General features: G+C 68.5%; 18 protein-coding genes. 14 read left to right on the top strand and 4 right to left on the bottom strand.

Features of this window, described 5'->3' with window-relative positions; translation table 11 throughout:
- Nucleotides 1-325: 325 nt before the first annotated feature.
- The 3 genes from G0D83_RS31665 to G0D83_RS31675 all read left to right on the top strand — a co-directional run bounded on the left by G0D83_RS31665 (nucleotide 326) and on the right by G0D83_RS31675 (nucleotide 3,397).
- The gene (locus G0D83_RS31665; RefSeq protein WP_108967252.1) at nucleotides 326-1,924 is read left to right on the top strand and encodes a phosphoenolpyruvate carboxykinase; all 1,599 of its coding nucleotides are present in this window, start codon (nucleotides 326-328) and stop codon (nucleotides 1,922-1,924) included.
- A complete protein-coding gene (locus tag G0D83_RS31670; protein ID WP_164198661.1) occupies nucleotides 1,924-2,457 on the top strand; it encodes a DUF3859 domain-containing protein in 534 nt (177 codons plus the stop codon). Before G0D83_RS31665 ends, G0D83_RS31670 begins: the two co-directional genes overlap by 1 nt.
- Before the next feature lie 439 nt (nucleotides 2,458-2,896).
- Nucleotides 2,897-3,397, top strand: coding sequence for a YbjN domain-containing protein (locus G0D83_RS31675; RefSeq protein ID WP_108967248.1), 501 nt, complete (start codon nucleotides 2,897-2,899; stop codon nucleotides 3,395-3,397).
- Nucleotides 3,398-3,446: 49 nt separating this feature from the next.
- Here the strand turns inward: G0D83_RS31675 and G0D83_RS31680 are convergent, their stop codons facing one another.
- Entirely contained in the window at nucleotides 3,447-4,376 is a 930-nt protein-coding gene (locus G0D83_RS31680; protein WP_164198662.1) for an L-lactate dehydrogenase, read from the bottom strand.
- Nucleotides 4,377-4,595: 219 nt separating this feature from the next.
- On the opposite strand from G0D83_RS31680, the gene purE reads away from it, so the two are divergent.
- Nucleotides 4,596-5,087: a 5-(carboxyamino)imidazole ribonucleotide mutase gene (gene purE, locus G0D83_RS31685; protein ID WP_108967245.1), complete on the top strand. Its 492-nt coding sequence runs from the start codon at nucleotides 4,596-4,598 to the stop codon at nucleotides 5,085-5,087.
- Between the two features lie 144 nt (nucleotides 5,088-5,231).
- Nucleotides 5,232-6,305 carry a 5-(carboxyamino)imidazole ribonucleotide synthase gene (locus G0D83_RS31690; protein WP_164198663.1) on the top strand — a complete coding sequence of 358 codons (1,074 nt, stop codon included), beginning with the start codon at nucleotides 5,232-5,234 and terminating at the stop codon, nucleotides 6,303-6,305.
- A gap of 15 nt (nucleotides 6,306-6,320) precedes the next feature.
- On the opposite strand, the gene G0D83_RS31695 is transcribed toward G0D83_RS31690, so the two are convergent.
- Nucleotides 6,321-7,460, bottom strand: a complete 1,140-nt coding sequence (locus G0D83_RS31695; RefSeq protein ID WP_164198664.1) for an alpha-D-ribose 1-methylphosphonate 5-triphosphate diphosphatase — start codon at nucleotides 7,458-7,460, stop codon at nucleotides 6,321-6,323.
- Nucleotides 7,461-7,571: 111 nt separating this feature from the next.
- On the opposite strand from G0D83_RS31695, the gene G0D83_RS31700 reads away from it, so the two are divergent.
- From G0D83_RS31700 to G0D83_RS31730, 7 genes are all read left to right on the top strand, one after another.
- Nucleotides 7,572-8,015, top strand: coding sequence for an NUDIX hydrolase (locus G0D83_RS31700; protein WP_164198665.1), 444 nt, complete (start codon nucleotides 7,572-7,574; stop codon nucleotides 8,013-8,015).
- A gap of 40 nt (nucleotides 8,016-8,055) precedes the next feature.
- Nucleotides 8,056-9,000, top strand: coding sequence for an ABC transporter permease (locus G0D83_RS31705; protein ID WP_164198666.1), 945 nt, complete (start codon nucleotides 8,056-8,058; stop codon nucleotides 8,998-9,000).
- Entirely contained in the window at nucleotides 8,997-9,812 is an 816-nt protein-coding gene (locus G0D83_RS31710; protein WP_164198667.1) for an ABC transporter permease, read from the top strand. The genes G0D83_RS31705 and G0D83_RS31710 overlap by 4 nt, the downstream gene beginning before the upstream one ends.
- Nucleotides 9,809-11,500 carry an ABC transporter ATP-binding protein gene (locus G0D83_RS31715; RefSeq protein ID WP_164198668.1) on the top strand — a complete coding sequence of 564 codons (1,692 nt, stop codon included), beginning with the start codon at nucleotides 9,809-9,811 and terminating at the stop codon, nucleotides 11,498-11,500. Before G0D83_RS31710 ends, G0D83_RS31715 begins: the two co-directional genes overlap by 4 nt.
- Entirely contained in the window at nucleotides 11,478-12,923 is a 1,446-nt protein-coding gene (locus G0D83_RS31720; RefSeq protein WP_164198669.1) for an aldehyde dehydrogenase family protein, read from the top strand. The genes G0D83_RS31715 and G0D83_RS31720 overlap by 23 nt, the downstream gene beginning before the upstream one ends.
- Before the next feature lie 35 nt (nucleotides 12,924-12,958).
- On the top strand, nucleotides 12,959-13,699 hold the full coding sequence (locus tag G0D83_RS31725; RefSeq protein ID WP_164198670.1) for an SDR family oxidoreductase: 741 nt from the start codon (nucleotides 12,959-12,961) through the stop codon (nucleotides 13,697-13,699).
- A gap of 222 nt (nucleotides 13,700-13,921) precedes the next feature.
- Complete coding sequence (locus G0D83_RS31730) at nucleotides 13,922-14,926, top strand: P1 family peptidase (RefSeq protein WP_108967234.1); 1,005 nt, start codon at nucleotides 13,922-13,924, stop codon at nucleotides 14,924-14,926.
- A 10-nt stretch (nucleotides 14,927-14,936) separates the two neighbouring features.
- On the opposite strand, the gene G0D83_RS31735 is transcribed toward G0D83_RS31730, so the two are convergent.
- Nucleotides 14,937-15,725: an SseB family protein gene (locus G0D83_RS31735; RefSeq protein WP_164198671.1), complete on the bottom strand. Its 789-nt coding sequence runs from the start codon at nucleotides 15,723-15,725 to the stop codon at nucleotides 14,937-14,939.
- The gene (locus tag G0D83_RS31740; protein ID WP_164198672.1) at nucleotides 15,722-16,318 is read right to left on the bottom strand and encodes a uracil-DNA glycosylase family protein; all 597 of its coding nucleotides are present in this window, start codon (nucleotides 16,316-16,318) and stop codon (nucleotides 15,722-15,724) included. The genes G0D83_RS31735 and G0D83_RS31740 overlap by 4 nt, the downstream gene beginning before the upstream one ends.
- Before the next feature lie 211 nt (nucleotides 16,319-16,529).
- Here G0D83_RS31740 and G0D83_RS31745 point away from each other — a divergent pair, with 211 nt between their 5' ends.
- The gene (locus G0D83_RS31745; protein ID WP_092426167.1) at nucleotides 16,530-17,189 is read left to right on the top strand and encodes an ABC transporter ATP-binding protein; all 660 of its coding nucleotides are present in this window, start codon (nucleotides 16,530-16,532) and stop codon (nucleotides 17,187-17,189) included.
- Nucleotides 17,167-18,798 carry a capsule biosynthesis protein gene (locus G0D83_RS31750; RefSeq protein ID WP_164198673.1) on the top strand — a complete coding sequence of 544 codons (1,632 nt, stop codon included), beginning with the start codon at nucleotides 17,167-17,169 and terminating at the stop codon, nucleotides 18,796-18,798. The genes G0D83_RS31745 and G0D83_RS31750 overlap by 23 nt, the downstream gene beginning before the upstream one ends.
- The last annotated feature ends 82 nt before the right edge of the window (nucleotides 18,799-18,880 follow it).

Genomic DNA, 18,880 nt, shown 5'->3' on the forward strand with positions numbered 1-18,880 from the left:
TTTCGGATTGTTCAACAATCCCATACCGCGAATCAGTACAGAGCTGCGACTTAATTGCAGCGCAGATTGAGTAACGAATGGCTAAATTGCCTCACCATACCAGTGCAAGTTGCAAAAACCGTGACCGATGGTAACGCTAGCCTGAACGGGTGCTAACGCTAAAGCCATTTTGATTGCGCTAACGTCCCGGATGACTTCTGTTCTTGGCCGATCCCAGCATGTTAAAGGCTCTGATACCGGTGGCGGGCGCTGCCGGTGGACGGCAGCCACTGTGCCGCCCCAATGACTACCGCCGCCCAGACAAGCGGCTACAGGAGCTTGGCAGATGACATTTGGACGGGTGAACCCGCAATTCCGGCTTGAAGATCAGGGGATCGAAGGGCTGGGCAATGTCTATTACAATCTTATGGAGCCCGCGTTGATCGAGTCCGCGCTAAAACGCGGCGAGGGCACGCTAGGCAAGGGCGGCGCCTTCTACGTGACCACGGGCAAGTTCACCGGCCGCTCGCCGCAGGACAAGCACGTGGTCAAGACCGCCTCGGTCGAAGACAAGATCTGGTGGGAAAACAACCGCGCCATGTCGCCCGAGGGCTTCGACGCGCTGCATGCCGACATGCTCGAGCACATGAAGGGCAAGGACTACTACGTTCAGGATCTCATCGGCGGCGCGGACCCGGCGCATTCGATCAAGGTGCGCATGGTGACCGAGCTGGCCTGGCATGGGCTCTTCATCCGCCACATGCTGCGCCGCCCCGAGCGGGAGCAGCTTGACGAGTTCCTCGCTGATTTCACCATCATCAACTGCCCGAGCTTCAAGGCGGACCCCGCCAAGCACGACTGCCGCACCGACACCGTCATCGCGCTGAACTTCGACAAGAAGACCATCCTCATCGGCGGCACCGAATACGCCGGCGAGAACAAGAAGTCGGTCTTCACGCTGCTGAACTACCTGCTGCCGCTCAAGGGCATCATGGCGATGCACTGCTCGGCCAACCACGCGCCGAACAACCCGGTCGACACTGCCGTCTTCTTCGGCCTGTCTGGCACCGGCAAGACCACCCTCTCGGCCGATCCCGAGCGCGTGCTGATCGGGGACGACGAGCACGGCTGGTCCGACCGTGGCACCTTCAACTTTGAAGGCGGCTGCTACGCCAAGACGATCAACCTCTCGGCCGAGGCCGAGCCCGAGATCTACGCGACCACCTCGAAGTTCGGCACCGTGATCGAGAACATGGTCTTCGACGAGGAGACCTTCGAGCTCGATTTCGAGGACGACAGCCTGACCGCCAACATGCGCTGCGCCTACCCGCTCGAGTACATCTCGAACGCGTCGTCCACCGCGCTTGGCGGCCACCCGAAGAACATCATCATGCTGACCTGCGACGCCTTTGGCGTGCTGCCGCCGATCGCGCGGCTGACCCCGGCGCAGGCGATGTACCACTTCCTGTCGGGCTTCACCTCGAAAGTGGCGGGCACCGAGCGCGGCGTGACCGAGCCGCAGCCGACCTTCTCGACCTGCTTCGGCGCGCCCTTCATGCCGCTGCGCCCGGAAGTCTACGGCAACCTGCTGCGCGACAAGATCGCCAAGCACGGCGCGACCTGCTGGCTGGTCAACACCGGCTGGACCGGCGGCGCCTATGGCACCGGCCACCGGATGCCGATCAAGGCCACCCGTGCGCTGCTGCACTCGGCGCTGAACGGCTCGCTGGCGAAGGTCGAGTTCCGCAAGGACCCGAACTTCGGCTTCGAGGTGCCGGTCTCGGTGGAGGGCGTGCCCGAGCTGCTGCTCGACCCGCGCCGCACCTGGTCGGACAAGGAGGCCTTTGACGCGCAGGCGCAGAAGCTGGTGAACATGTTCGCCGAGAACTTCGCGCAATACGTGCCCTACATTGACGACGACGTGAAAGCCGCCGCGATCGGCTGATGCGTCTTGCCGCGATCCTCATGATGCTGGCCGGACCCGCCTTGGCGGGGTCCGGCCTTTCTTTTGCCGAGCCGCCGGTGATGCTGATCGAACGCGGTGTGATCTGCCAGGTGACCCCGGAGGGCGCCAGGGCGGCGCCGGAGACCGAGCAGGGGATCATCAACCTCATCGAGCCGGGACGGCGCGTCGACTTCGCCACCGAGGTGGTGCCGGCGGCGCTTGGGATCAGCTTCGGCATCCGCTTCACGCTCGCCGAGACCGCCGCGCCGCTCGCGCTGCGGGTCATCGTCACCCACCCCCCGATGGGCTCGCGCGGGGTCGAGGTCGAGAGCTGGACCACCGGCGCCGCGCCCGGCGCGCCCAGCCTGAGCCTCTTCACCTTCGAATACGCCTACGAGATGGTCGAAGGCGACTGGACCATGGCGCTCGAGGCGGGCGGCGAGCGGCTGCTGGAGCAGCATTTCACCGTGGTTCCCGCCGATGCGGCGCGGCCGGTCCTGGCCGCCTGCGACGGCCCGGCGGCGATGTCCTGACGCTGCGGCCACCCGCCGGAATCACCTTATGCGGTATCTGAGCTGCGCTGGATCACGCTCTGCGGGATTGTGCCGCTGAGGCGTCGAATTCCGGGACAGATTTCCTGCGAGAATTGTCCTCAATTGCGCACGCGTTTCTCCGATTTCATCCACAGGCCTGAAGCGCGAGTCAGGCTGCTGAAAAGACTCGGAACCTTGAGTCCGCCCCCCTGCGGACTCCCCGGAGTTGCCCACAATCAGTGAGTCTGCATGTTGAGTAAATAACAGATCGTTCCACAACTTATTGAGTGCGTCACGAACATTTCGCTTTACAGAAGGTGCGGGCCACAGGCACGATATATGGTAAGAGACGAGGGTTCACCCCCAACATCTCTACGAGCAGGCACCTAGCACGCGGGGCTCTGCCAAGCCCCGAAGCTACAACCATAAGAGGTGGCGCATGGCACTGTCCGAAGACTTTCTGAGCGAAGAGCTGCACCCCATCGACATCGTCGAGACCCTTGCCGAGACCAACGACTGGGATTTCGACCGCGTCGGCGAAGATCAAATCGCCATGGCGGTCGAGGGGCAGTGGCGCACCTATTCGATCACCCTCGCATGGTCGCCCTACGACGAGACGTTGCGGATGATCTGCAGCTTCGAGATGGAGCCGCCAAAGGACTCGCTGCCCGAACTCTATGCCGGTCTCAACGCGGTCAATGACCAGTGCTGGGCAGGGGCTTTCTGCTACTGGGCGGAATCCAAGCTGATGGTCTACCGCTATGGGCTGGTGCTCGCCGGGGGTCAGGTGGCCAGCGCCGAGCAGATCGACACGATGATCGGCGCGGCGGTGATGACCTCGGAGCGCTACTACCCCTGCTTCCAGCTGATCAACTGGGCCGGCAAGAGCGCCAAGGAAGCCCTGCAAATCGCCATGGCGGAAGCCTACGGCCGCGCCTGAGCGCGGCTTGTCGGGAGCGCGAGACCGCCCCGAGGGGTCCTCGCGCCCCCTAGTGGATACCCAGCGCGGTTTCCTTGAGCATCTCCGCCGAGGCGCGCAGCGCCGCCGCCTCGGACGGATCGAGATCGGGGGTCAGCGTCGTCAGCACCCCGCCCGCGCCGACCACGCGGGGCAGGCTGAGCGCCACTTCCTCGACCCCCTGCACCCGCGGCGTGACCACCGAGACCGAGAGCACCGCCCGCTGGTCGTCGCGCACCGCCTGCACGATCCGGGCGAGCCCTGCGCCGATGCCGTACCAGGTCGCGCCCTTGCCCTGGATGATGCGATAGGCGGCGCGGCGCACCGCCTCATCGATGCCGGCGCGGATTTCGGGGGTGATCGGCGCGTCGACCTGCTCGGCGAATTCGCTGACGGTGAGCGCCCCGGCCCGGGCCGAGCTCCAGCCCAGCACCTCTGAATCGCCGTGCTCGCCGAGCACGTAAGCATGTACCGATTGCGCCGCGATGCCGAGGTGATCGGCCAGCAACCAGCGAAAGCGCGCGGTGTCGAGGATGGTGCCCGAGCCGATCACCTGCCCGGCGGGCAGACCCGAGGCGCGCAGGGCCACCTCGGTCATCACGTCGACCGGGTTGGAGGCGACGAGCAGCATGGCCCCGGGGGCGGCTTTCTGCACCCCTTCGATCACCTGGGCAAAGACCTCGGCGTTGCGCGACAAAAGGCTCAGGCGGCTTTCTCCGGGCTTCTGCGCCACCCCTGCGGCGAGGATCACGATCGCCGCACCTTCGAGCCGTTCGTAGCCGCCGGAGCGCACCTGGCAGGGATGGGCGAAGGGCACCGCGTGGGCGATGTCCTCGGCCTGGGCCCGGGCCAGCGCCGCGCTCTTGTCCACCAGGACGATCTCGCTCGCGCCGCCGCGCAGGGCCAGAGCGTAGCCCGCCGCCGAGCCGACCATGCCCGCGCCCACGATTCCCACCTTCATGGCATTCTCCCTTCCGCTGTTGGGCTACCATGGCACGGGAGGGGCGAGGGGCCAAACCCGCAGGGCCCGGACGCGGCCGCGAAGGCGCGACTATTCGCCCGTCGCCCAGCCCGCGCGCAAACGCCCGCTGCGCCATGGACACCCGGGGCGACGTGGCTATAGTGCCGCCTCCACAAGGCGGGTCCAAAGGCGGATCCCGCAGGCGAAAGAGGCCCGGACATGACGGAACAGGTGAAGGTCGGCATCATCATGGGCAGCCAGTCGGACTGGCCCACGATGCAGGAAGCGGCGCAGATGCTCGACGAGCTGGGCGTGGCCCATGAGGTCAAGATCGTCTCGGCGCACCGCACGCCGGACCGGCTCTGGACCTATGGCAAGGAAGCCGCCGGGCGCGGGCTGCAGGTGATCATCGCCGGGGCCGGGGGCGCGGCGCATCTGCCGGGCATGATGGCCTCCAAGACGCGCGTGCCAGTGATCGGCGTGCCGGTGCAGACGCGGGCGCTGTCGGGCGTCGACAGCCTCTATTCCATCCTGCAGATGCCGCGCGGTTTCCCGGTGGCGACCATGGCGATCGGCGCGGCGGGCGCGGCCAATGCGGGTCTGATGGCGGCGGGCATCCTCGCGCTGCAGGATCCGGCGCTGGCCGAGCGGCTGGACGCCTGGCGCCAGGCGCTGTCGGACTCGATCCCCGACGAGCCGGTGCGGGACTGACCCCGGTCTGATCCCGGCCCGCGCAGATGGGCCGGGTGCGCCCTCTGTGGCGCAGTCCGTCCCCGCGTCACACAAAGGGGTGTTGCAAGCCGCGCCAATCCGCAGGAAAAGCGGCGAAACCCGACCCCAGCAACGGAGGCCCCCATGTCTGACGCTCTTCCCCAAGGTGCAACCATCGGCATTCTCGGCGGCGGACAGCTGGGACGGATGCTCTCGGTGGCCGCCAGCCGCCTCGGCTACCGCACGCATGTCTTCGAGCCGGGCGCCGAGCCGCCCGCCGGCCATGTCGCCCACGCGGTGACTACCGCCTCCTACGAGGACAAGGCGGCGCTGACCCGGTTTGCCGAAGCGGTGGACGTGGTGACCTACGAGTTCGAGAACATCCCCACCGAGGCGCTCGACACGTTGCAGGCGCTGCGCCCGATCCGCCCGGGGCGCGAGGCGCTGCGGGTGAGCCAGGACCGGATGACCGAAAAGGAGTTCCTGTCGGGTCTCGGCCTGCGCACCGCGCCCTTTGCCGCCGTCGACACCGAGGTCGACCTGAACAACGCGCTCGAGCTGATCGGCGCGCCGGCCATCCTCAAGACCCGCCGCTTCGGCTACGACGGCAAGGGGCAGGCCCGCATCCTGTCGAAGGATGACGCCGCCGATGCGTTCGACGCGATGAACGGCGCCCCGGCGATCCTCGAGGGGTTCGTCGAGTTCAGCCACGAGGTCTCGGTGATCGCGGCGCGTGGCACGAGCGGCGAGGTCGCCTGTTTCGATCCCGGCGAGAATGTCCACCGCGACGGCATCCTGCGCACCACAACCGTTCCTGCGCGGCTGACCCCGGCGCACCAGCAGGACGCGATCCTGCTGGCGGGCCGTATCCTCAACGCGCTCGACTACGTGGGCGTGATGGGGGTCGAGCTCTTCGTCTGCGCCGACGGGCTGGTGGTCAACGAGATCGCGCCGAGGGTGCACAACTCCGGCCACTGGACGCAGAACGGCTGCAGCGTGGACCAGTTCGAGCAGCACATCCGCGCCGTGGCCGGCCTGCCGCTGGGCGATGGCGGGCGCCATTCGGACGTTCAGATGGAAAACCTGATCGGCGACGATATGGACCGGGTGCCCGAGCTGCTGCGCGAGGCCGACACCGCGCTGCACCTTTACGGCAAGGCCGAGGCCAAGCCCGGCCGCAAGATGGGCCACGTCAACCGCATCGTGCGCGGCGGCTGATCTGTCGCGGGCGCTTCAACCTATGAAGCGCCCGGCCACATCCCCGCTCATGTAGGCCACGCGGCCCCCGGCAATCGTCGCCACGATGCGGCGCGTGTCCTGCTCGCGGATGATCAGGTCGGCGCGCAGCCCGTCCTCGATCCGGCCCCGGTCGGTGAGCCCCAAGAGCCGCGCGGGCCCTTCCGACACCAGTTTCCACGCCGCGACCTCGTCCAGAAGCCCCAGCTCGACACAGCGCCACGCGGCACGTGCCGGGGCGGGGTAGTGATAGTCCGAGGCCAGCGCGTCGCAAAGCCCCAGCCCCACCAGCTCCAGCGCCGAGACGTTGCCCGCATGGCTCGCCCCGCGCACCACGTTGGGCGCCCCCAGCACGATGAATTCGCCGGCCGCGCGCGCCGCCTGTGCCGCCTCGACCGTCTCGGGGAACTCCGAGACGCGCACGCCGCGCGCCCGCCAGCCGGCACGGCCCTCGGCGGTGCGGTCGTCGTGGCTGCCCATGGTCACGCCGCGCGCCGCCAGCCGCGCGCAGAGCCCGTCCAGCGCCGTCGGCACTTCGGCCCCCCGGTCGTGCAGCCCCATCATCAGCGCCAGATGCGCCTCGGGGCTGCGGCCGCTTTTCAGCGCCTGCCCGGTGAGCCGCGGCGGCTTGCGCCCCTCGGCCAGCCGCTGGTGCGGCAGGTGGTCGTTGAACACGACGTAGGAGATGCCCCAGCGCGCAATCGCCTCCTCGGCTCCGGCAAATCCATCGAGGAAATGCGTCTCGAGCCGCAGTTGCAGGCGGAGGTCCACGGGCACTGTGGGCGCGACCTCGGTGACGGCGGCAAAGACCTCTTCGGCGAACTCCGGTCCGCGCATCCCGCCTTCCCAGGACCAGAACTGCGCCAACGCAGCGGTGGTGATGCCGCAGGCCGCCAGCTCGGCGGCGCAGGCCTGCACCCCCGACGCACGCTCGCGCAGCGCGCCCCGGCGCGGGGCCATGTGGCGCTCGAAGCCGTCGCCATGGGCGTCGACAATGCCCGGCAGCACCTCGAAGCCCGCGAGGTCCACGGCCCTGCCGCCGCCGCCGCCGAGGCGGCCATCGTGGAGGGACAGCGGCGCGTCGCTCCAGCCCTCGGGGCGCAGGACGGGGGCATTCTGAAGGGTCAGGTCGAGCACGGGTTGGGGCCTTTCGTCGGGCCCTGAAGGGGCAGGGCTGGGTCGGCGCTTGAGATACGCGCCCACCCAGCCCTATGAAAGGGGCAAAAGGACACGCCCGAAGGGAAGCCAATGCTGAAGTCCCCCCGCCTCGCCGCCCGCGCCGTGCTGCTGCACGAGGACCGGCTGCTGCTGGTCAACGCCTGGCCCGGCGGCAGGAGCGACCTCTGGTGCGCCCCCGGCGGCGGCATCGAGCCCGGGTCCTCGCTGCCCGAGAACCTCGCTCGCGAGTTGCGCGAGGAGACCGGGCTCGAGATCACCGTCGGCCCGCCCTGCCTGGTGAACGAGTTCCACGACCCCGCAAGCGGCTTCCACCAGGTCGAGATCTTCTTTCGTTGCCGGATCGCCAGCGGCACACTCGACGCCGACTGGCAGGACCCCGAAGGCGTGGTGACCGAGCGCCGCTTCGTCACCCGCGCCGAGATGGAGGGGCTGCGCTTCAAGCCGAGCAGCCTGGCGCATGTGGCCTGGGGCAGGGGCTTCGGCTACGACCCGCTGGAGCTGATCCAGCATTGAGCGTCTGGACCGCGCCGCGGCCTGCGCCTAACGTGACGCCATGCTAGGCTACGCGCTCAAACGTCTGACCTCGCTGGCGGTTTCCTTGCTGGTTGCGTCGCTGGTCATCTTCCTGGTGGTCGAGGTCGCCCCCGGCGATCCGGCCAGCTACATGCTTGGCATGAACGCGCAGCCCGACACGGTGGCGGCGCTGCGGGCCGAGCTTGGCCTCGACCTGCCGAAATGGCAGCGTTACCTTGCCTGGCTCGGCGGCATGCTAAGCGGTGACTTCGGCACCTCCTACACCTACCGCACGCCGGTGGCCGAGATGGTCGCCGAGCGCATCACCGTCTCGCTGCCGCTGGCGCTCTACGCGCTGGGGCTCTCGACGCTGATCGCGCTGCCTGCGGGCATCTTCGCCGCCGCCCGCCGGGGCAGGGCGGGAGACGCGGCGGTGATCGGGGCGACGCAGCTCGGCATCGCCATCCCCAACTTCTGGTTCGCGATGCTGCTGGTGCTGCTCTTCGCGCTGAAGCTGCGCTGGTTCAGCGCCGGCGGTTTTCCCGGCTGGGAGTCCCCGCTTCTGGCACTGAAATCGTTGACCTTGCCGGCGGTGGCGTTGGCGCTGCCGCAGGCGGCAATCCTGGCCCGGGTCATGCGCTCCTCGCTGATCGATATCTTGTCGGAGGATTTCATCCGCACCGCGCGCGCCAAGGGCCTGTCCCGCAGGCAGGCGCTCTGGCGGCACGGTTTGCGCAACGCGCTCATCCCGGTGCTGACCATCCTCGGGCTGCAGTTCTCCTTCCTGCTGGCGGGGGCGATCATCATCGAACAGGTGTTCTTTCTGCCCGGCCTCGGCCGGCTGATCTTCCAGTCGATCACCCAGCGCGACCTGATCGTGGTCGAGAGCGTCGTCATGCTGCTGGTCTTCGCGGTGATCGCGGTGAACTTCCTCACGGACATGGCCTATGCCATCGCCGATCCGAGATTGAGGCGCGCGAGATGAGACCCACCCTGATCCTCGGCGCGCTGCTGACGTTGGTCTTCACCCTCGCGGCGCTGCTCTCCTTTGCCTGGACCCCGGGCGATGTCGAGGCGGTGAACATCGCCGCGCGGCTGCAGCCGCCCTCGACGGCGCATCTGCTGGGCACCGACCACCTCGGCCGAGACATGCTGAGCATGGTGATGACCGGCGCGCGCACCTCGCTGGCGGTGGCGCTGGTGGCGGTGGGGCTCGGCATGGGGCTCGGCGTGCCGCTGGGGCTCTCCGCCGCCGCAAGGCAGGGAGGCTGGCTCGACGAGCTGGTGATGCGCACCAACGATCTCATCTTCGCCTTCCCCTCTTTGGTCATCGCCATCCTGATCACCGCCATCTTCGGCCCCGGAGCGCTCAACGCCATCCTTGCCATCGGTATCTTCAACATCCCGGTCTTCGCCCGGCTCACTCGCGGCGCGGCGCTCAGCTTCTGGCGGCGCGAGTTCATCCTTGCCGCCCGCGTCGCGGGCAAGGGCGCGCCGCGGATCAGCGTCGAGCACATCCTGCCCAACCTCGCCAACCTCCTGATCGTCCAGGGCACCATCCAGTTTTCGCTCGGCATCCTCGCCGAGGCGGGTCTTTCCTACGTCGGCCTCGGCGCCCAGCCGCCGGTGCCGAGCTGGGGCCGGATGCTGGCCGACGCGCAGACCATGGTGGCGCTCGCGCCGCATGTGGCCATCGTGCCCGGCCTCGCGATCCTGCTGACGGTGCTCGGCCTCAACCTGCTCGGCGACGGGCTGCGCGACGCCCTCGATCCCCGCCTGAGGCCCTCCCGCGCATGAGACTTTCTTCTAGGCAAACCTATCCCGGGGGTCCGGGGGCAGAGCCCCCGGTCCGGCAAGCGCCAGAGGCGCTGCTGCAGGTCAAGGGGCTCAGCCTCTCCATCGGCGGCGCCGCGATCCTGCAGGATGTGTCCCTGTCTCTTCCGCAGGGCGAGATCCTCGCGCTCACCGGCGAGTCGGGCTCGGGCAAGTCGATGACCGCGCTTGCTGCCATCGGATTGCTGCCGGACCGGGCCGAGACCTCCGGCAGGCTGCTTCTCGCGGGCCGTGACCTGCTGACCTTGCCCGAGCGGGACCTCTGCGCCCTGAGGGGCCGCGAGGTGGGGATGGTCTTCCAGGAGCCGATGACCGCGCTCAACCCGGTCCAGCGGATCGGGGACCAGGTGATGGAAACCATCCTGATCCACAAGGCGATGCCCCGCGCCGCCGCCCGCGCCCGCGCCGCCGAGGTCATGGCCCGCGTCGGGCTCGACCCCGCGCGCATTCCGCCCAGCCGCTACCCGCACGAGCTCTCGGGCGGGCAGCGCCAGCGGGTCGGCATCGCCATGGCCATCGCGCTGCGGCCGAAGCTGCTGATCGCCGACGAGCCGACCACCGCGCTCGACGTGACCACCCAGGCGCAGATCCTTGAGCTGCTCACCGGTCTGGTGCGCGAAGAGGGGATGGGGATGCTGATGATCACCCATGACCTTGCCGTGGTGGCGGGCATGGCTGATCGCATCGCGGTGATGAACGCGGGCCGGATCGTCGAGCAGGGGCCGACGGCGCAGGTCCTCTCGGAACAGCGCCACCCCTACACCCGCCAGCTCTTCGAGGCCTCGCGCCACCAGGCGGCGCTGGCCCCGATCCCCTCCGGCGAGCCCCTGCTCAGCGTGCAGGAGGCGGTTCGTGACTATCCCCTGCCGCGCAAGAGCCTCCTTGCCCCGCGCGGCCAGTTCCGCGCGGTGAAGGGCGTCAGCTTCGACATCCGCCGGGGCGAGCGGGTCGGGCTGGTGGGCGAGTCGGGCTGCGGCAAGTCGACGCTCGCCCGCGCGATCCTCGGGCTCGAGCCGCTGCAGGCGGGGACGATCACCTTGGGTGGCAGACCGATCCTTTCGCATGGCAAGCCGGACCCAGACATCCGGCGCCGGGTGCAGGTGGTTTTTCAGGATCCCTACGGCTCGTTCAACCCGCGCCACAGCGTCGGCCGGATCATCGCCGAACCCTTCCATCTTCTGCCCGATCCGCCGAAGGGCGCGGCGCGGCAGGCCGCGATCGCCGGGGCGCTCACTGCCGTAGGGCTGAAGCCCGAGCACGCCGAGGCCCCGATCCATGCCTTCTCGGGCGGCCAGCGCCAGCGCATCGCCATCGCCCGCGCGCTGATCATCGAGCCCGAGCTGGTGATCTTCGACGAGGCGGTCTCGGCGCTCGATGTGCGGGTGCGCGCGCAGATCCTCGACCTTGTGGCCGAGCTGTCGCGCACAAGGGGCCTCGGCTATCTTTTTGTCAGCCACGATCTTTCGGTGGTGCGCGGGGTCACTGACCGGGTTTTGGTCATGCGCGAGGGCGAGATCGTCGAACACGGCGCGACGGCCGAGGTGTTTGACAATCCCCGGCACTGGTATACCAAATCTCTCATGGAGGCGGCGCCGAGACTTCCGGCGCCGGAGAAGGGAGGAGAGGACGATGCCGGAGGGAAGCCCCTTTGACAGCGCCCGCGTGCTCATTGGCGGCACATGGCGCGAAACCGCGGACACGCTACCGCTGAGCGATCCGTCAACGGGCGCGGAGATCGGGCGCATCGCCCGGGGTGGCAAGGCCGAGATCGACGCGGCCGTGACGGCGGCGCAGGCCGCGCTGGACGGTGAATGGGGGGCGATGACCGCGCTGGAGCGTGGGCGCATCCTCACCCGCATCGGGGTGCTCGTGCTCGAGAATGTCGACCTGCTCGGCCGTATCGAGGCTCAGGACGTGGGCAAGCCGCTGGGCCAGGCGCGCGCCGACGCGGTGGCGCTGGCGCGCTACTGCGAGTTCTATGGCGGCGCGGCGGACAAGATCCACGGCGAGACCATTCCCTACCTCGATGGCTACACCGTCTACACCCTGCGCGAGCCGCATGGGGTGACCGGCCATATCGTGCCTTGGAACTACCCGATGCAGATCATCGGCCGCTCGGTCGGTGCGGCGCTCGCCATGGGCAATGCCTGCGTGCTGAAACCGGCCGAGGACGCCTGCCTGACCGCCCTGCATTTCGCCGATCTGGCGCAGCAGGCGGGGCTGCCGGCGGGGGCGCTCAACGTGGTGCCGGGGCTTGGGTCCGAGGCGGGCGCGGCGCTGTCATCCCACCCGGGCGTGCAGCACATGAGTTTCACCGGCTCGGTCGCCACCGGCGCCGCGGTGCAGCGCGCGGCCGCGGACAACGTGATCCCGGTGACGCTGGAGCTGGGGGGCAAGTCGCCGCAGCTGGTGTTTGCCGATGCCGATCTCGATGCGGCGCTGCCTTTCCTGGTGAATGCCGGGTTGCAAAACGCCGGGCAGACCTGCTCGGCCTCCTCGCGCATCCTCGTGCAGCGGGAGATCCTCGATGAGGTGATGGCCCGCATGGCGGCCGCCTACGAGGCCAAACTCGTCGGCCCCGCCATGGAGGATCGCGACATCGGCCCGCTGATCAATGCCGCCCAGAAGCGCCGCGTCGAGGGGTTCCTGGAGCAGGGTGCAGACCTGCCGGTTCTGGCGCGGGCGCGGTTGGCCGAGGGGTTGCCCGAGGGCGGGCATTACGTCGCCCCCTGTCTTTATGGCCCGGTCCCGGCGGAGCACGCGCTGGCGCAGGACGAGATCTTTGGCCCGGTTCAGGTGGTCATCCCCTTCGAGGACGAAGAGGAAGCGCTGCGCATCGCCAATGGCACCGCCTACGGGCTGGTCGCCAGCGTCTGGACCCGCGACGGCGCGCGGCAGATGCGCCTCGCAAGGAAGCTGAAGGCCGGGCAGGTGTTTCTCAACAATTACGGCGCGGGGGGCGGGGTCGAGCTGCCTTTCGGCGGGGTCGGCAAATCCGGCCACGGGCGGGAGAAGGGGTTCGAGGCGCTCTACGGCTTCTCGGTTCTGAAGACGGTGGCGGCGCATCACGGCTGAGCGTGGCACGTGAAGTGATGAGGGAGGAGACAGGCATGAGACTTTCGGGAAAAACCGCCATCGTGACCGGCGCGGGATCGGGCTTCGGTGCGGGCATCGCGCGGCGCTTCGCGGCAGAGGGCGCGCGGGTGATGGTCGCCGACATCAACATGGAGGGCGCCGAGGCGGTGGCTTCGGAATTCGGCGGCATCGCGCATCAAGTGAACGTGGCCGACGGGGCGTCGGTCGAGGAGATGACGCTGCGCGCCGGCGCCGAGCTCGGGCGGGTCGATATCCTTGTGAACAACGCCGGGGTGACCCACCTGCCGGGCTTCATGGAAGACATCAGCGAGGCGGATTTCGACCGGGTCATGGCGGTGAACTGCAAGTCGGTCTACCTGACGGCCCGCGCGCTGGTGGCTGGGATGAAGGCGCGCGGCGCGGGAGCGATCCTCAATGTCGCCTCGACAGCAGGCGTCTCGCCGCGACCGAAGCTCAATTGGTACAACGCCTCGAAGGGCTGGATGATCACCGCGACGCGGGCCATGGCGATCGAGCTCGCGCCCTTCGGCGTGCGGGTCAATGCACTGAACCCGGTGGCGGGCGACACCCCGCTTCTGAAGAGCTTCATGGGCGAGGACACGCCCGAGATGCGCGCCAAGTTCCTCTCGACCATCCCGATGGGGCGGTTCTCGACCCCCGAGGACCTTGCCAATGCCGCGCTCTACCTCTGCTCGGACGAGGCGTCCTTGGTGACCGGGGTCTGCATGGAGGTGGACGGGGGGCGCTGCATTTGAGGGACGCACCGTGGGGGCTCCCCCCGCCGCCGGCTGTGCCTCGTCTCCCCCGGGGTATGTGGAAGAGAGAAGAAGACGGGACTTCAGGCTGCTCTCGGCGACTTGGCGGACCAACGCCTTCATGGGGTCTGAATATGCGCAAAGGCGCCTGCACCAGTGGGCGCCCTTGTTTTTTGCCGCAGTGCAGCAAAATATAAAGATGTGGCTGCAAGGAGTGGACTCATGCGACCCGGCCCTCTCAACCTGATTACCGACGTTCCTGGCCTGCGGGTCGGCAATGCCGAGGATTCCTTTCTGAAATCCGGCGTCTCCGTGGTGACCGCCGCGGCGCCGATGGTCGCCTCGGTCTCGGTCATGGGCGGCGCGCCCGGCACCCGCGAGACCGACCTCTTGGCGCCTGACAAATCCGCACCTGGGGTCGATGCGCTGGTGCTTTCGGGTGGCAGTGCCTTCGGGCTGGCGGCGGCGCAGGGGGTGATGGATGCGCTGCACGAGGAGGGGCGGGGCTTCGAGGTCTTTTCGGCGCGGGTCCCCATTGTGCCGGCGGCGATCCTTTTCGACCTGCTCAACGGGGGCGATAAGCGCTGGGGCGTAAATCCCTATCCCGGGCTCGGGCGGCAGGCGCTCGCCAATGTCGGCAGCAGCTTCAAGCTCGGCTCTCGCGGCGCAGGCTGCGGCGCGCAGACTGCGCAACACAAGGGCGGGCTGGGCTCGGCGTCGCTGGTGCTCGAGGGCGGGATCACCGTCGGCGCGCTGGTGGCTGTGAACCCGATGGGCAGCGTGACCACGCCATCGGGGCGGCACTTCTGGTCGGCACCCTTCGAGATCGGGGCGGAATTCGGCGGGCTCGGGCCGGAGCCGGCAGCGGGCTTTCAGGACATGCCCGAGAGCCGCAAGTTGGGGGCGATGGCAGCGCTGGGGAACACCACGATCGCGGTGGTCGCCACGGACGCGCAGATCGACAAGGCGCAGGCGCACCGCATCGCCGTGGCCGCACAGGATGGCATCGGCCGGGCCATCCTGCCGGCGCATTCGCCGATGGACGGGGACCTTGTGTTTGCCTGCTCCACGGGCCGCGTGCCGCTTGCCGAGCCGGCGCTGCAGCTGGCGCAGATCGGCCACGCGGCGAGCCTTTGCCTGGCCCGCGCAATCGCGCGCGGCGTCTGGGAGGCGACGCCGGCCTTGGGCGACACGCTGCCGACGCTGCGCGAGGACTTGGGGCTCTAGCGCGTTCCGCTCAGCGCAGGATCGGCGGGCTGTCGGGGTCGGATCCGGGGGCGATGCGCTCGATGCGCGCGGGCTCTTCGATCTCGGGCAGATCAAACCGCAGGCCGACCCGGGTCAGGCTGGCCGCCAGCTCGTCGCTGTCGCGCAGGAAGAGAACGTCGAGCGCCCCGGCCTCGATGCCCGAGAAGACCAGCGCCTCGTTCACCGCGCGCGCCAGCGCATCCTCTGCGCCGGGCACCGCGCCAGCGAAGGCGAGGATGTGTCCACGGCCGCCACCCTCGTAGCGCGCCCCGGCGAGCCAGGCGCAGCGGGCAAAGCCAGCCGCGGTGGCGAGCTTGGTGTCGAGCGCCGCGAGCAGCGCCTCGGGCAGGCCGCCGGGCTTGGTGACTTCCTCGATCCGGGCGGCCTCTTCGCGGGGCCCATGGCCGAGGGTTTCGGCCAGCCAGTCCACGGCTTCGGCGGGCAGCAGGGTGGAGGCCTCGGAGACCTCGATGTTCACTGCCAAGCCGATGCCCTGGCCGGCCAGCATGTTGGCCACGGCGCGGCCCGAAAGGGCGGCATAGGGCGCGGCACGGCCGACGAATTGCGACAGCCGTTCCTCGCGGTCGAAGACCAGCACGAAGCGGGCGTCGCCGAGGTCGAAGAGCTCGGGCTCAATCTGGTCGCCATCGATCTCGCGGGTGAGCAGCAGGAAGAGTTCGCCGTCGGCCAGGCGCTCGTAGAAGCGCAGGCGGGCGTTGTCATCCTCGGGGGCGGCCTCCATCGCGCTGAGCGCGGCATCGAGCGGTGTGATCGTCATGTCAGAACCTCGCGGACACGGGCGCGCAGGACGGGCAGGAGCTCGGCCTCGAACCACGGATTGCGTTTGAGCCAACCCGTATTGCGCCAGGACGGGTGGGGCAAGGGCAGAGCGTGGGGAAGGTGGGCGCGCCAATTGGCCACCGTCTCGGTGACGCCGGTCCTGCTGCCGAGATGGTAGCGTTGCGCAGGGCCGCCGATGTAGAGCCGCAGCGGCAGAGGGCCGAGCGCCTCGAAAAGCGCGTCGTGCCAGGTGGCGCGGCAAATCGGCGGGGGCGGCAGGTCGGAGCCCTTGGCGTCATAGCCCGGAAAGCAGAAGGCCATGGGCACGATGGCGACGCGGCTCTGGTCCCAGAATTCCTCTTTCGACAGGCCCAGCCAATCACGCAGCCGGTCGCCGGAGGGGTCGTCGAAGGGCCTGCCGGATTTGTGCACCCGCATCCCGGGCGCCTGTCCTGCGATCAGCAGCCGCGCGCCGGGGCGGAACCAGGGCACCGGCCGCGGGCTGTGCCGGGTGGCGGTGGCAGCAAACCGCGCGGCGCAAAGGCGGCAGGCGGAGATGCTGTCTCGGAGGGGGCTCAGGCGCTCGGTCATGCGGAAGAGATAGGTCCAGGGGAATCGGCCTGCCAGTGGCGCGACGGTCGCGCGATCACGCAGGTGGGCACGACTATCCGCGCATCGGAGATGGTGGGCTGCGGAGGGGGAGGATGTTTCAAAATTTGGCCATAATGTGACCTAATTCGCCAAATATCCGTCACGCATCCCGGGGGCCGGAGTATGTTGGCCCTGTGAAGGGGGTCGGGTGATGATTGAGTTCGATATGGTCAGCAAGTCCTTCTGGACCGGGGAGCGCCGCAAGGTGATCCTTGATCGCGTGTCCTTTCAGGTCACCGTCGGCGAGAGCATCGGCATTCTCGCCCCGAACGGCACCGGCAAGACCACCCTTATTCGCATGATGGCCGGACTCGAGAAACCCGACGAGGGCGAGATCCGCCGGACCTCGCGCGTGTCCTTCCCGCTTGGCTTCATGGGCGGCGTGGTGTCGAAGATCTCGGCCCGCGAGAACGCGCGTTTCATTGCGCGCATGTACGGGCTCGATCCCGAGTACGTCGAGGCCTTCTGCCGCTGGCTCTGCGGGCTCGGCGAGTATTTCGACCAGCCGATCGGCACATATTCGTCGGGGATGAAGGCGCGGTTCACCTTCTCGCTGATGCTGGCGCTGGACTTCGACATTTACCTCATCGACGAGGGGATGCCGAGTTCGACCGATGTCGAGTTCAACCGCAAGGCCGGCGAGATCCTCGCCGAGCGTCTGCGCACCACCACCATCGTGATCGTCTCGCACCAGCCCGCGATCCTCGAAAAATTTGCCAGCAAGGCGGCGGTCCTGATGGACGGGAAGCTGCACCAGTTTGACACCTTGGAAGAAGCGAAACGGCTCTATGACTACGAAACCCAAGGCTAAGAAGTTCCGCATCCGCCGCCCCGAACCGGGGCAGGTCGCCGCCGCGCCGCAGTCGGAGCCGCGCCCGACGTCCACTTCACCCGGTCGCGCCGCTGCACAGGACAAGACACCCGGCACGGCCGCAGCGTCACCGAACCCTGCCGCCGGGGCCGCCGATCTTGACGCGATCCGGGCCGAGGGGCTGACCGGGCGCCAGCTGCGCCTCGCCCGGCGGGTGGCGCAGAAGAACGGCTTCGAGCCGGCCTCCGATCTCGACGCGGTGCGCATGCTGCGGGCGCGGGGCATCGATCCGTTCCAGCGCAGCTCGATGCTTGAGTTGGTGGTGCCCGAGACGGGCGGAAGCGGCGGCGGCAAGAGATCGGGCGCCGGGCTGCCGGCGCTGCCCACAGGCAGCGAGGGGTTGCCGGAGCCTGTGGCGCCCAAGAGCCAGTTGCCGTCTACCGAGACCGCCAGCCCCGCCGAGCGCCGCGCCGCCGAGATCATGAAAATCCAGCAGGAGCTGGCCAAGCGCCGCCGCAAGAAGCAGATGATGCTGCTCGGCCGGCTGGCCTTTTTCGTGATGCTGCCGACGGTGCTGGCGGGCTACTACTTCTACGTGTTGGCGACACCGATGTATGCCACCAAGTCCGAGTTCCTCATCCTCAAGGCCGAGAATTCCGCTTCGTCCATGGGCAGCCTCTTCTCCGGGACGCAGTTCGCCACGAACCAGGATGCCATCGCGGTGCAGAGCTACCTTATGTCCAAGGACGCCATGCTGCGGCTCGACCGCGACGAGGGGTTCAAGGCGCATTACCAGCAGGCGCGGATCGACCCGTTGCAGCGGCTGGACGATGGGGCCTCCAACGAGGAGGCCTACGGCATCTACAAGCGCAACATCGAGATCGGCTACGACCCGACTGAGGGCGTGGTGAAGATGGAGGTGCAGGCCGCCGACCCCGAGACCGCCGCGCGCTTCAGCCGGGCGCTGATCAGCTACGCCGAGACCCGCGTCGACAACCTGTCGCTGCGCAAGCGCTCCAACGCGGTAACGGATGCCGAGGTCGGACTCGAAGAGGCGCAGGCCGACCGGCAGGAGGCGCAGGAGAAACTCGTGCGCCTGCAGCAGCAGGGCTCGGTGATCGACCCGGAGGGCCGCATCGCCTCGCTGCGCACCCAGATCAGCAACGTCGAGGTGCAGCTGCAGGAGAAGCAGCTGACCCTGCAGGCACTGCTCGACAACGCGCGGCCCAACAGCAGCCGTGTCGAGGGGGCGCAGGGCGACGTGCGGCGGCTCGAGGCGCTGCTCGTCGATCTCAATGCGCAGATGACCAGCGCCACCACGGGGGAGGATTCGCTGGCCGAGAAGGCGGTGCAGATCCAGCTCGCGCAGGCCGATCTCGCCACGCGTGACCTGATGCTGCAGACCGCGCTCGAGCGGCTCGAACAGGCGCGGCGCGATGCCGAGAGCCAGGCGCGCTACCTGACCACTTCCGTCGAGCCGGTGGCCTCGGAGGACCCGAGCTACCCGCGCGCCTTCGAGAACACGATCCTCGCCTTCCTGATCTTCTCCGGTATCTACCTGATGATCTCGCTGACCGCCTCGATCCTGCGCGAGCAGGTGTCGACCTGAGCGCAAGTCGCGCGCCGACGAGCCAAAAGAAAACGCCCGGTCGATGACCGGGCGTTTCGCTGTCTGCTCGAGCTCGCCCGGC

It is taken from the genome of Salipiger sp. PrR003 (assembly GCF_010500785.1).
In the GTDB taxonomy this organism is placed as follows: Bacteria; Pseudomonadota; Alphaproteobacteria; order Rhodobacterales; family Rhodobacteraceae; genus Salipiger; species Salipiger pacificus_A.

Excerpts from the sequence above, each read along its gene's own strand:
- G0D83_RS31725 (WP_164198670.1), top strand. The coding sequence starts at position 12,959 with ATGAGACTTTCGGGAAAAACCGCCATCGTGACCGGCGCGGGATCGGGC.
- G0D83_RS31750 (WP_164198673.1), top strand. The coding sequence starts at position 17,167 with ATGACTACGAAACCCAAGGCTAAGAAGTTCCGCATCCGCCGCCCCGAA.
- G0D83_RS31665 (WP_108967252.1), top strand. The coding sequence starts at position 326 with ATGACATTTGGACGGGTGAACCCGCAATTCCGGCTTGAAGATCAGGGG.
- purE (WP_108967245.1), top strand. The coding sequence starts at position 4,596 with ATGACGGAACAGGTGAAGGTCGGCATCATCATGGGCAGCCAGTCGGAC.
- G0D83_RS31745 (WP_092426167.1), top strand. The coding sequence starts at position 16,530 with ATGATTGAGTTCGATATGGTCAGCAAGTCCTTCTGGACCGGGGAGCGC.
- G0D83_RS31735 (WP_164198671.1), bottom strand. The coding sequence starts at position 15,725 with ATGACGATCACACCGCTCGATGCCGCGCTCAGCGCGATGGAGGCCGCC.
- G0D83_RS31740 (WP_164198672.1), bottom strand. The coding sequence starts at position 16,318 with ATGACCGAGCGCCTGAGCCCCCTCCGAGACAGCATCTCCGCCTGCCGC.
- G0D83_RS31680 (WP_164198662.1), bottom strand. The coding sequence starts at position 4,376 with ATGAAGGTGGGAATCGTGGGCGCGGGCATGGTCGGCTCGGCGGCGGGC.
- G0D83_RS31710 (WP_164198667.1), top strand. The coding sequence starts at position 8,997 with ATGAGACCCACCCTGATCCTCGGCGCGCTGCTGACGTTGGTCTTCACC.
- G0D83_RS31730 (WP_108967234.1), top strand. The coding sequence starts at position 13,922 with ATGCGACCCGGCCCTCTCAACCTGATTACCGACGTTCCTGGCCTGCGG.
- G0D83_RS31715 (WP_164198668.1), top strand. The coding sequence starts at position 9,809 with ATGAGACTTTCTTCTAGGCAAACCTATCCCGGGGGTCCGGGGGCAGAG.
- G0D83_RS31670 (WP_164198661.1), top strand. The coding sequence starts at position 1,924 with ATGCGTCTTGCCGCGATCCTCATGATGCTGGCCGGACCCGCCTTGGCG.
- G0D83_RS31690 (WP_164198663.1), top strand. The coding sequence starts at position 5,232 with ATGTCTGACGCTCTTCCCCAAGGTGCAACCATCGGCATTCTCGGCGGC.
- G0D83_RS31675 (WP_108967248.1), top strand. The coding sequence starts at position 2,897 with ATGGCACTGTCCGAAGACTTTCTGAGCGAAGAGCTGCACCCCATCGAC.
- G0D83_RS31720 (WP_164198669.1), top strand. The coding sequence starts at position 11,478 with ATGCCGGAGGGAAGCCCCTTTGACAGCGCCCGCGTGCTCATTGGCGGC.
- G0D83_RS31705 (WP_164198666.1), top strand. The coding sequence starts at position 8,056 with ATGCTAGGCTACGCGCTCAAACGTCTGACCTCGCTGGCGGTTTCCTTG.
- G0D83_RS31700 (WP_164198665.1), top strand. The coding sequence starts at position 7,572 with ATGCTGAAGTCCCCCCGCCTCGCCGCCCGCGCCGTGCTGCTGCACGAG.